Below are 11,021 nucleotides of genomic sequence, written 5' to 3' on the forward strand. Positions count from 1 at the left end.
CGAGAATGCGGTTCTCGACCGGAACTGGAACGTGTACTAGTCTGAGGCCCGTTCGTTGTCCGAGATCGGCACTGTAGGCAGGTAGAACTGTGGCTTATGTAATCACCCAGGCGTGTTGCAACGACGTCTCGTGTGTCGAGGTCTGCCCGGTCAACTGCATCCACCCGACGCCCGACGAAGCTCCCTTCGCGACGACGGAGATGCTGTACATCGATCCGGACACGTGCATCGACTGCGGGGCGTGTGTCGACGAGTGCCCGGTCGACGCGATCGCTGCCGACAACGAACTGACCCCGGCGCAGGAGCCTTACCTCGAGATCAACGCCGAGTACTACCGGCGGTATCCGATCGGGCCGGACTGGCCCGAGCTGCGCACGCGCCGCAAGCTGCCCGCCGAGCTGGGCACCTTGCGGGTCGCGATCGTCGGATCCGGTCCGGCCGCGTGCTATGCCGCGATGGACCTGGTGACGCACTCGGCGGTGCAGGTCGACATCTTCGATCGCCTGCCCACCCCCTACGGGCTGGTGCGTGCCGGTGTGGCCCCCGATCACCAGAGCACCAAGGGGATCGGGGACGTCTTCCGCAGCGCCATCGGCCACAAGAACACCCAGTGCTATTTCAACGTCGAGGTCGGCACCCACATCACCCACGAGGAGTTGCTCGCGCACCATCACGCGGTGATCTACGCCGTCGGCGCCGCGAGTGATCGCACACTGAACATCCCCGGGGAGGACCTCGCGGGCAGCCACGCCGCGACCGAGTTCGTCGCCTGGTACAACGGGCACCCGGATTTCGCCGACCGCACCTTCGACCTGTCGGCCGAGCGCGCGGTGATCATCGGCAACGGCAACGTCGCCTTGGACGTCGCGCGGGCGCTGGTGATGGACCCGGAGGATCTCGCGCGCACCGACATCGCCGAGCACGCGCTCGAGGCGTTGCGCACGTCGAACATCCGGGAGGTCGTGGTGGTGGGTCGGCGCGGTCCGGCGCAGGCCGCCTACACCAACCCGGAACTGCTCGCGCTCGGCTCGTTGCCGGGTGTCGATGTGGTCGTCGATCCGGTCGAGGTCGAACTCGACCCGGTCAGCCGCGCGCTGATCGACGATCCGGAGGTCGAACCCCGTCTGGCGCTGAAGGTGCGGCAGGTCGAGGGCTTCGCGCAGCGCACCCGGACCGAGGGCAACAAGCGGATCGTGCTGCGCTATCTCGCCTCGCCGGTGGAGATCTCCGGCGACGGTGTGGTCGAGTCGATCACGCTCGAACGCAACGAACTCGTCGAGACGGGCGGCCGTCTCGAGGCCCGCCCGACCGGGCAGACCGAAACCCTCGAAGCGGGATTGGTGCTGCGCTCGATCGGCTACCGTGGCACCGCGCCGGCCGGGCTGCCCTTCGATGAGCGGCGCGGGGTCATCCCGAACGAGGGCGGCCGGGTGATCGACGCCGAGACCGGGGCGCCGGTGCCCGGTGTCTACACCGCCGGCTGGATCAAGCGCGGTCCCAGCGGGGTGATCGGCACCAACAAGCAGTGCTCGGCCGAAACCGTCGAGAAGATCCTCGACGATTTCGTCGCCGGCAAGCTGCCCGAGCCGGTCGCCGATCGGGAGAAGCTCGCCACCTTGGTGGCCGAGCGGCGCCCGGAGCACATCGACTACCGGGGCTGGCTGCAGATCGACAAGCAGGAGAAGGCCCGCGGTTCGGCGGCGGGACGCTCGCGCCTGAAGTTCGTCTCGATCGAGGAGATGCTCGCAGCATCCCGTATCGAGTAATCCCTCCCGGTAGCGGGAACCCGGACCCATGGCTCAGCACACCAGCCCGGCAGTCGCTGCGTCGGGCCGATGGACCGATACCGACGGGATCCGCTACCCGTCCGGCGACACCCACGCATGGACGCCCGGCACCAACCAGACCCTGTGCGGGGTGCCGCTCTCCCGCGCCCGCCTCGATCGCTTTCCGCACGTGCCGTGGAGCGACGCGTTGTACCTGGCGGAACTGGGCGAGCACGGAGTCGTCCCGTGTCGTCGCTGCACGGCGGCCACCCGCAGCGACCGGCCGCGGTGGACCCGGAAGAACCCGCGGCCGTGAACAGTTCGACCTTGCCGCTCGGAGTGGCATTGTCGAGTACGTCGGCACCTCCCATTCGGCACCGAAACGAAATCGGACATAATTGGCTTTATGTTTCGGCAGGAAATGACATGAGGACTCCGACGGGTGATCACGTATCGGACCTGTGTCTGTCCTGCGGTCGTCCCGGCTGCACCCAGCTCCAGCACCAGTCCCTGGCGGGGGCCATCGGTGCCGGGTGCGCACTCGCCGAGGTGGCGATCCGAGCGAGCGATGCCCGCGACCAGGTCGTCGCTGTCGGAAACGCCATTGCCAACCTCCTGCTGTACGTCGCCGATGCGCACGGTGTCGCCGCGGCGCAGAAGGCGTCGGAGCACGGGCAACTCCACTTCCACGGGGACTGGATCGCAGCCGGTCGCGCCTGGGGGCCCGAAGATCCCTGACCCGCAGGGAAGATCCGCGACGGTTGTGGTGTTGAGACGACCGTGCAGGTGGCGTTGTCGTTGCTGGACCGCTCCCGGACCCGGGAGGGGCAGCCGGACGCTGCCGCATTGCGGCAGACCCTGCGTCGCGCCGAACTCGCCGAGGCAGCCGGTTACCACCGCTTCTGGGTGGCCGAACACCATGCCGTCCCGGGCATCGCGTCGGGTGCTCCGCCGCTGCTCATCGGTGCGATCGCGGATCGGACGAGCCGGATCCGGGTGGGCTCGGGTGGGGTGATGCTGCCCAATCACCAACCGATCGTCGTCGCCGAACAGTTCGCGATGCTCGAAGCGATGCACCCCGGACGAATCGATCTGGGTGTCGGTCGTTCCCTCGGATTCACCGCACCCGTGCGCGATGCGCTGCGTACTCACACGGCCGACGCGGACGACTTCGCCGCCGACATCGAGGAACTGCGCGGCTATCTGCACGGCACCGCCGAACTGACGGTGCGCCCTCGACTGTCCGAGCCGCCTCCGATCTTCGTCCTCGGCACGGGGCAGGGTATGCGACTGGCAGCGCGTCTGGGGTTGCCCGTCGTCGTCGCCGGGCCTCTTCTGCGGCAGGGATCGGAACCGTTCGATCGTTATCGCGCCGACTTCCGCCCGGGCACACCCGGCGCGGAGCCCTATGTGGTCGTCGGCCTCGACATCCTCATCGCCGATACAGAAGCGGAAGTTCGGGAGTTGCAGCTTCCGGAGGCCTGGGCGATGGCCGTCTCGCGCGAAGCGGGTGCGTTTCCGCCGCTGTCCCCGGTCGAGGAGATCCGCCGGCAGCCGATGACCGAGCGTCGCCGCCGCATCGTCGACGAGACCGCGAAGGGTTCGCTGGCCGGAACCGAGGATCAGGTGGCCGAGGGGCTCGAGAAGCTGATCGCCTCCACCGGCGCGAACGAGGTGCTCAGCTCCGCCTCCACCTTCGACACCGACGCCCTGTACGACTCCGATATGCGTCTGGCCAGGATCTTCGGACTGGCCTGAACGACGGACCGAGGTCTCGAGCGTCTCTGCATGTGCCGCTGGGCCCCTTGTCCGGACCGATCACGCGGATAGGCTGGTGGTCCCGTACCTCGGTGTCGCTGTGACGGTGCCGATGCTTGTACTGCCATCGGTGCCGCCGACGAGCGCACCGACCTTTCGGAAGGTGTGCCTCATGTCCGACCTGAACCCCGACCGTCTGAGCCGCACGATGGCCGAGCTCGCGCGGTCCTTCGACGGTGCGGGTACGGATCTCGACACGACTCTGCAACGGATCACGACCGCCGCTGTGGAACTGATTCCCGGCACCGACAGTGCCGACGTCCTCGTCATCACCGGCCGCGGAAAGTTCGAATCGCACGCAGCGACGTCACAGTTGCCGCCACAGATCGATGCATTGCAGGCCCGGGTCGGAGAAGGGCCGTGCGTCGATTCCGCTGTCGACACGGTGTTCACCCGCAGTGACGATCTGGCCACCGAGTCGCGCTGGCCCATGTTCACGCCTGCAGCCGTCGAAGCCGGGGTACGCAGCGTCGTGTCGTTCCGGCTCTATACCCACGACATGCAGGCCGGAGCGCTGAACCTGTTCTCCGCCGAAGCACATGCCTTCGACGAGGCGGCGATTCACATCGGGGAGGTGCTCGCAGCCCACGCCGCGATCGCTTTCGTCTCGAGTCGTCGGCAGATGCAGTTGCACTCGGCAATCGCATCCCGGGATCTCATAGGCCAGGCCAAGGGCATGCTCATGGAACGTTTCGCCGTGGACGCCGATCGTGCTTTCGCGATGATGGTCGCCTTGTCGCAGGAATCGAATGTGCCGGTGGCGACGATCGCCGCCCGAATCGTCGAACTCGGACCCCAAACCGACTGACCTTCATGCGGTGGTTCCGTCGCTCATCCGTTCAGGTCGATCACGCGAGCGCTTCCTTGCGCGGCGGCACACAGTTTCTCCACGCCGTCCTCCGCGAGGGCGTAGATCTCACAACGACACAACGCCTTCCTGCGACTGGTGCTGACGACGGTGGCGACCGCGCGTAGAAGCGTGCCCCCGGCAGGCCGCAGGTAGTCGAGGCTCATGCCGGTCGTCACGATCGAGGGTCCGAGGGCCGTGCCTGCGGCGAACGTGAGCGCATTGTCGGCCGCATAGGCCAGAACCCCGCCGTGCGCGAAACCGAACTGCTGGAGCAGTTCCTCCCTGAGAGGTATCTCCAGTACGGCCCGGCCGCGCTCGTATTCGGTCAGACGAGCTCCGATCAGGACGCTGAACGGTTGCGATGCCAACACCTTCCGGGCATCGGCGAGGGTGCGGATCTCGGCGATCTCCTCCGACATGCACAGCAAAGGTACTCCGCTCCTCGGTTCCCGACCGTCACATCGGAGCGACCCGCGGTCACTGTGCGGAGGCGACGATCGAGCGGAACTGTTCTCGCACGGCCTCTGCGACCTCGCGGACCTCGGGGGCGACGTCGGGATCGACGACGACCACCACCGTCAGCGTGCCGGCATACGACAGTGCGGCGAAGGCGACAGCGACGTTTCCCGTGCTGACGATCAACGGCACGATCGACGTGACGGGTGCGCCGGCCACGGTGATCGTCGACGGCGGTCCCGGCAGGTCGGACAGGAAAGAATTGACCCGGCGCTGCCGGTCCACGAACCGACGGAACATCCCCGCGGCCGCGAGCGCGCGGAAGACCGGACCCAGCAGCTCGGCGGACAACCCTCGCACGTTCGTCTTCTGTAGCCGGGTGGCGCGGGAGACGGCTACCAGCCGGTCCTCCGGGGTCCCGTCCAGTGGTACCCGGACGGGCATGACACCGACGCGATTACCCAGCTGCCCACTCGTGTCGGCGGTGCGGGCGGAGATCGGTACCGAGATCACCAGCTCGGGCGGGAACTCGCCGCGCCTGTGCAGAATCGTGCCGAGGGCACCACCGACCGCGACCAGCAGCACGTCGTCGACCGTCGCGTCCCATCGACGTCCCGCTCGGCGGACGGTGTCCAGCTTCACCTCGACGGTCCCGACCGCACGACGAGCACCGGTGGGCGCGTTGAGCGAGCAGCGCGGGGCACGTCCGCCGGCACCTCGCCCGAGTTCCGCCCACGCGGCAGGAAGGCGTGCGATGGCCCGCGGTGCCCGACGGAGCATGTGCAGACGACCGATCACGTTGTCGTAGAGAAGTTCTCGCGCACCCGGTTGCCCGGATCTGCGCTGTTCGCGCAGGGGCGATGAGCTGTCCACGCCGTCGACGAGATGCGCCAGGATCGCCAGACCACCGATCCCGTCGGCCAGGACGTGGTGCAGCACCATCACCAACGCCGTGTGCCCGTTCGGGTCCGCGATGTCGGTGACGAGAACCGCGCGCCACAACGGTCGGGATCGAGACAGCGGACGGATGACCGCGTCCACGGCGAGCGTCAGTGCGGCGTCCCTGTCGCCGGGAGCGGGGCAGTGCACCTGTGAGAAGTGGGCATCGACGTCGAAGTGGTCGTCGTCGATCCAGTAGGGACGTCCGAGCCCGAGCGCCGGCTCGATCAGGCATTGCCGTAGCCGGCGGATCCCGACGAGTCGTTCGGTGAGCACCGCCATCAGTGTCGTCGGATCACGCAGGTTCTCATCGGCGAAGAAGATCGCAGCACCGACATTCAGAGGTGCCCGTCCCACGTCCGAGACGAGTTCGGTCAGGTCGCCGGGACCGATGCGGTCGATACCGCTCGACGCCGCCACCCTTCGAGGATGGCAGACGCAGGCCGGTCGTCTATTGCTTACGGCCGAGTAGGGGAGCAGTGTGAACACGGGTGGTTTCGGGTGGGGGGTCGCGCCGAAACGACCGGCGACGCCGTGTCGGCGCCGCCCTGAGGAGAGGGGTGCCGATCGTGTTTGCACGCTCCACCACAATTCATGCTCATCCGTCGTACATCGACGCCGGGATCAAGCACGTACGCGACATCGTGATGCCTGCCCTGGCGGACATCGACGGTTGCATGGGACTGTCCCTGCTGATCGACCGCGGCTCGGGCCGATGCATCGCCACCAGTTCCTGGCGGGACGGGGACGCGCTGCGCTCCAGCGAAGGCATGGCACGCATGCTCCGGGACGAGGCGGCCCGGATGTTTCACGCCACCACGGACGTGGCCAATTGGGAGATCGCGGTCATGCACCGCGACCACCATGCGACCCGCGGGTCCTGCTGCAGCGTCACCTGGGCCGACATCGATCCCGACCAGGTGGATCGCGGTGTGGACATGTGGAAGATGGCCGCGCTCCCTAGGATGGAGGAACTCGAGGGGTTCTGCAGCGCCAGCCTGATGCTCGACCGTGCCAGTGGTCGCGGGGTGACCTCGTTGACCTTCGACAGTGCCGAAGCGATGGACCGCACCAGAGCGCACCGCGACGACATCGGCTCCGAGGTGATTCGGGCGGCAGGCGCCAGGGTGCTCGATACCGGTGAATTCGAGCTCGCCATCGCACACCTGGACGTCCCGGAAATGGTGTGACCGCCGGTCCGCGGCGCGGGTGATATCCGTTCATCCGCGCCGTGGCCGGCTGCATTCGTAAGAGACCACTCGGTCCGTTGACCTGGGGAAACGCCGGGACGGCCCGCATTCGAATTGCCCGTCCGTAACCGTCCTGTATCTAATGAACGGGTACGAGCACGCCGCGCAGGGGAAATAAGGCGCGGCGCACCGCTGAACGATGGGTTGTGGAATGTTCGAAAAGCGAGCTTTGTCGAACCGTCGCCGCACGGGCCGCCGATCTGCGCGGGTCGGTGCTGCTCTTGTGGGCGCAGCCGCCGTGGCACTCGCCACCGCCGGTCCTGCGAGCGCGGCACCGTTGTGGCCCGGTGGGCCGGAGGTGCCGAGCGTCCAGGAGCTGATCGAAGGCCTCACGCCGCCCGGAGTGACGCCGCCCCAGCTCGCTCCCGAGCCGGCCGCCCCGTTCTCCGCTCCGTCCGTCAATCCGTCGAACGGGGAGACGGTGGGTGTCGCGCAGCCGATCATCATCCGCTTCAACGAGGCCGTCGGAGATCATGCAGCCGCCGAACGCGCCATCCGCATCACCACGCAGCCGCCCGTCGACGGGCACTTCTACTGGGCGTCGAACACGCAGGTCCGCTGGAAGCCGTTCGAGTTCTGGCCCGCGAACACCGCGGTGACCGTGAAGGCCGGCGACACACAGTCGTCGTTCACCATCGGCGACGCTCTGGTGACGGTCGCCGACAACAACACCAAGACCATTACCGTGACCCGCAACGGGGAGGTCGTCCGCACCATGCCGACGTCCTTCGGTAAGCCCGGCCACGACACTCCCAACGGCACGTACATCGTCGGTGAGAAGTACCGCGACATGTACATGGATTCATCGACCTACGGAGTTCCGGTCGACAGCCCCGAGGGGTACCGCACCTACGTCGAGTACGCGACGCGGATGTCCAACAGCGGCATCTTCCTCCACGCCGCTCCGTGGTCGGTCGGCGCGCAGGGCAACACCAACGTCAGCCACGGTTGCCTCAATGTGAGCACCGAGGACGGCAAGTGGTTCTACGAGAACGCCAAGAAGGGCGACCCGGTGATCGTGCAGAACACCGCCGGCGGAACCCTCAACGGCTGGGACGGTCTCGGTGACTGGAATCTCTGATTCCGTTGGGCGACTGGAATCTTCGATTCCGTTGGGCAACTGAATCGTCGGCCTTTCGGTGCTGCTAGGCAGCCACCAGTTCGTCGATCTGGTTGATGGCGGACGAGGCGCCCTCGACCGCCCCCATGTCCAGTACCTGCTGGAGCGCCTCGGCGCTCTGGTAGGTGCTGACATAGGTTGCGCGCGTGCCGCCTTCGTGCTCGGCGAAGGTGAAGACGTTGTCGGAGACGGGCAGTTCCGGTTTCGGGTTGAAGTCCGGCTCTGCGAAACCGTCGAGGAACGAGAAACTCGCCGGTTCGTCGACGGCCGTGATGTCCCAGTAGCCGGCGTACTTCTCGCCGTCGGGACCGGTCATGAAGTAGGTGGTACGGGTGCCGGGCTTCAGATTGTGGTCGACCACCGTCGCGGGGAAGGTCGGGGGTCCCCAGACCTTCTCCAGCTGACGGGGATCGGCGTAGACCTGCCAGATGCGGGCCACCGGGGCGGCGAACTCGGCTGTGATGGTCAGAGTCAGCTTGTCGGGGTCGTGCCGGACGTCGGTTACAGGCATTTCTCAGCCTTCCTCGAAGGATTCGGATGCGATGAGTTCGTCGATGCGCGCGATGCGTCCGCGCCAGACCTGCTCCAGCTCGGTGAGCATGGACGCCACCGACCGCACTGCCGTCACGTCACCACTGGCCAACTGCTCGCGACCGCTGCGTCGCTTCACGAGCAGGCCGGCCTTCTCCAGCACGGCAACGTGTTTCTGCACTGCAGCGAAGGACATGTCGTAGTTCGCTGCGAGAGCGGACACCGAGTGTTCCCCGGCCAGGACGCGTCGCATGATGTCGCGCCGGGTCCGGTCGGAGAGCGCGTGGAACAGGGCGTCGGCCCGGTCCTCGTCGTCTCCGCTCACATCTCCAAATGTGCAACCGAATGGTTGTATGTCAAGACTTCGGGGCGATGACGAGCCGGTCGCCGTAGGCTGCGCGACGGTCTTCGTCGAGACCGTTGTCGGTGACGATGGAGGTGATCTCGTCGAGAGTCGCCACGCGGGCGAGTGCGCGCTCGCCGAACTTCGAATGATCCGTTACGACGATCGTCCTCTCGGCCGACCGGATCATCGCCCGCTTGATCGGGATCTCCAGCGTGTTGGTGTTGGTGATGCCGGCGGTGGGGTGCACGGCGTCGGCGCCGAGGAACGCCCAGTCGGCGGAGTAGTCCGAGAGGAACTGCACGGCATGGTCGCCGACCAGGGTGTACACCGAACCGAGGAGCTCGCCTCCGGACACGAGAAGCCGGACGTCGGGAAATGCCGCAACATACTTCGCGATACGCAGGTCGTTCGTGAGGACCGTCAGCGACGCCTTGTGGCGCAGCGCCACGGCCACCTCGTAGGTCGTGGATCCGCTGTCGAGCACCACGCTGTCACCGTCGGACACCATGGCGGCCGCTACCGCCGCGATCGCCGTCTTCTCCTCGCGGCGCACGTCCTTCTTGAGGGCGTACGGCACCTCGAGACCTGCACCCTCGACCGCTCGGGCACCGCCGTGCGTGCGCTCGACCTTCCCTTCGCGGGCGAGCGAATCGAGATCGCGACGGATCGTGGACGCGTCGACGCCGAGATCGGCCGAGAGGGTCTTCGCATCGACATATCCGTCGGCGAGGATTCGGTGGAAGATCTCACGTCGCCGTGCGGTCGCGGACACGGTTGCTCCTAGGGCTCTGGGCACTCGAATTTCTGGGTACTCGGACGCCGTGGTCGGGGTCGGTGCACGACCATAACGCACGGGCGACACACCTTTGCGTGGATATTGACACTGTCTGCGCTCAGTGTGCATGATTTCGTGCAGGATTTGCGCGATTGTGCGTGATCGTTTCGCTGGCACCACGTTGTTCGGAGGTTGCACGGTAATGCTGAAGTTGGGATACAAGGCGTCGGCGGAGCAGTTCGGCCCGCGCGAGCTGGTCGAGCTGGGGGTGCTCGCCGAGGCGCACGGGATGGATTCGGCGACGGTGTCGGATCATTTCCAGCCGTGGCGGCACAACGGTGGGCACGCCCCGTTCTCGTTGGCGTGGATGACCGCCGTCGGCGAGCGCACCGAACGCCTGCAGCTCGGCACGAGTGTGCTCACGCCGACGTTCCGGTACAACCCGGCGGTGATCGCGCAGGCCTTCGCGACGATGGGGTGTCTGTATCCGGGGCGGATCTTCCTCGGCGTCGGCACCGGTGAAGCGCTCAACGAGATCGCCACCGGCTATGCCGGGGAGTGGCCGGAGTTCAAGGAACGCTTCGCCCGTCTTCGGGAGTCGGTGCGGTTGATGCGCGAGCTGTGGCGCGGGGATCGGGTGGATTTCGAGGGCGAGTACTACTCGACGAAGGGGGCGTCGATCTACGACGTGCCCGAGGACGGTATTCCGGTCTATGTCGCCGCCGGTGGCCCGGTCGTGGCCCGCTATGCCGGACGCGCCGGGGACGGGTTCATCTGCACCTCGGGTAAGGGCATGGAGCTCTACACCGACAAACTCCTGCCGGCCGTGGCGGAGGGCGCCGGGAAGGCGGAGCGGGATGTGGCGCAGATCGACAAGATGATCGAGATCAAGATCTCGTACGACACCGATCCGGGCAAGGCGTTGGAGAACACCCGGTTCTGGGCACCGTTGTCGCTGACGCCGGAGCAGAAGCATTCCATCGACGATCCGATGGAGATGGAGGCGGCGGCGGATGCGTTGCCGATCGAGCAGGTCGCCAAGCGGTGGATCGTGGCGTCGGATCCGGACGAGGCGGTCGAGCAGGTCAAGGCGTATGTCGATGCGGGGTTGAATCATCTGGTGTTCCACGCGCCGGGTCATGATCAGAAGCGGTTCCTGGAACTGTTCGA

The 11,021-nt window shown here is 66.7% G+C and carries 13 protein-coding genes; 8 read left to right on the top strand and 5 right to left on the bottom strand.

Translation table 11 applies throughout. The features are described 5' to 3' along the window. Positions 1-89: 89 nt before the first annotated feature. From ACNJ7K_RS09650 to ACNJ7K_RS09670, 5 genes are all read left to right on the top strand, one after another. Positions 90-1,766 carry an FAD-dependent oxidoreductase gene (locus tag ACNJ7K_RS09650; RefSeq protein ID WP_120280558.1) on the top strand — a complete coding sequence of 559 codons (1,677 nt, stop codon included), beginning with the start codon at positions 90-92 and terminating at the stop codon, positions 1,764-1,766. A 28-nt stretch (positions 1,767-1,794) separates the two neighbouring features. Continuing rightward, a complete protein-coding gene (locus ACNJ7K_RS09655) occupies positions 1,795-2,082 on the top strand; it encodes a hypothetical protein (RefSeq protein WP_016693660.1) in 288 nt (95 codons plus the stop codon). 110 nt (positions 2,083-2,192) lie between these two features. Then, positions 2,193-2,504, top strand: a complete 312-nt coding sequence (locus ACNJ7K_RS09660) for a hypothetical protein (RefSeq protein WP_487041552.1) — start codon at positions 2,193-2,195, stop codon at positions 2,502-2,504. Between the two features lie 48 nt (positions 2,505-2,552). Then, positions 2,553-3,524, top strand: coding sequence for an MsnO8 family LLM class oxidoreductase (locus ACNJ7K_RS09665; RefSeq protein ID WP_455408659.1), 972 nt, complete (start codon positions 2,553-2,555; stop codon positions 3,522-3,524). A 172-nt stretch (positions 3,525-3,696) separates the two neighbouring features. Further along, positions 3,697-4,392 carry a GAF and ANTAR domain-containing protein gene (locus ACNJ7K_RS09670; protein WP_268654703.1) on the top strand — a complete coding sequence of 232 codons (696 nt, stop codon included), beginning with the start codon at positions 3,697-3,699 and terminating at the stop codon, positions 4,390-4,392. 23 nt (positions 4,393-4,415) lie between these two features. Here ACNJ7K_RS09670 and ACNJ7K_RS09675 read toward each other — a convergent pair whose 3' ends face one another. Both ACNJ7K_RS09675 and ACNJ7K_RS09680 read right to left on the bottom strand, forming a co-directional pair. Beyond that, complete coding sequence (locus tag ACNJ7K_RS09675; protein WP_159417386.1) at positions 4,416-4,853, bottom strand: PaaI family thioesterase; 438 nt, start codon at positions 4,851-4,853, stop codon at positions 4,416-4,418. A gap of 58 nt (positions 4,854-4,911) precedes the next feature. Further along, the gene (locus ACNJ7K_RS09680) at positions 4,912-6,249 is read right to left on the bottom strand and encodes a wax ester/triacylglycerol synthase domain-containing protein (RefSeq protein WP_487041553.1); all 1,338 of its coding nucleotides are present in this window, start codon (positions 6,247-6,249) and stop codon (positions 4,912-4,914) included. 140 nt (positions 6,250-6,389) lie between these two features. Between ACNJ7K_RS09680 and ACNJ7K_RS09685 the strand changes: the two genes are divergently transcribed. Further along, on the top strand, positions 6,390-7,019 hold the full coding sequence (locus ACNJ7K_RS09685) for a hypothetical protein (RefSeq protein ID WP_159417388.1): 630 nt from the start codon (positions 6,390-6,392) through the stop codon (positions 7,017-7,019). 211 nt (positions 7,020-7,230) lie between these two features. Continuing rightward, a complete protein-coding gene (locus ACNJ7K_RS09690; protein WP_487041554.1) occupies positions 7,231-8,160 on the top strand; it encodes a L,D-transpeptidase in 930 nt (309 codons plus the stop codon). Positions 8,161-8,224: 64 nt separating this feature from the next. On the opposite strand, the gene ACNJ7K_RS09695 is transcribed toward ACNJ7K_RS09690, so the two are convergent. From ACNJ7K_RS09695 to ACNJ7K_RS09705, 3 genes are read right to left on the bottom strand one after another with little or no spacing between them, the layout of a single operon-like run. Then, positions 8,225-8,710 carry an SRPBCC family protein gene (locus ACNJ7K_RS09695; protein WP_487041555.1) on the bottom strand — a complete coding sequence of 162 codons (486 nt, stop codon included), beginning with the start codon at positions 8,708-8,710 and terminating at the stop codon, positions 8,225-8,227. 3 nt (positions 8,711-8,713) lie between these two features. Next, complete coding sequence (locus tag ACNJ7K_RS09700; protein WP_060650177.1) at positions 8,714-9,055, bottom strand: ArsR/SmtB family transcription factor; 342 nt, start codon at positions 9,053-9,055, stop codon at positions 8,714-8,716. 31 nt (positions 9,056-9,086) lie between these two features. Continuing rightward, on the bottom strand, positions 9,087-9,848 hold the full coding sequence (locus tag ACNJ7K_RS09705; protein WP_487041556.1) for a DeoR/GlpR family DNA-binding transcription regulator: 762 nt from the start codon (positions 9,846-9,848) through the stop codon (positions 9,087-9,089). Positions 9,849-10,053: 205 nt separating this feature from the next. On the opposite strand from ACNJ7K_RS09705, the gene fgd reads away from it, so the two are divergent. After that, a partial coding sequence (fgd, locus tag ACNJ7K_RS09710) for a glucose-6-phosphate dehydrogenase (coenzyme-F420) (RefSeq protein WP_487041557.1) occupies positions 10,054-11,021 on the top strand: 968 nt, incomplete at its 3' end.

Source organism: Rhodococcus shunpengi (assembly GCF_048381395.1).
In the GTDB taxonomy this organism is placed as follows: domain Bacteria; phylum Actinomycetota; class Actinomycetes; order Mycobacteriales; family Mycobacteriaceae; genus Rhodococcus.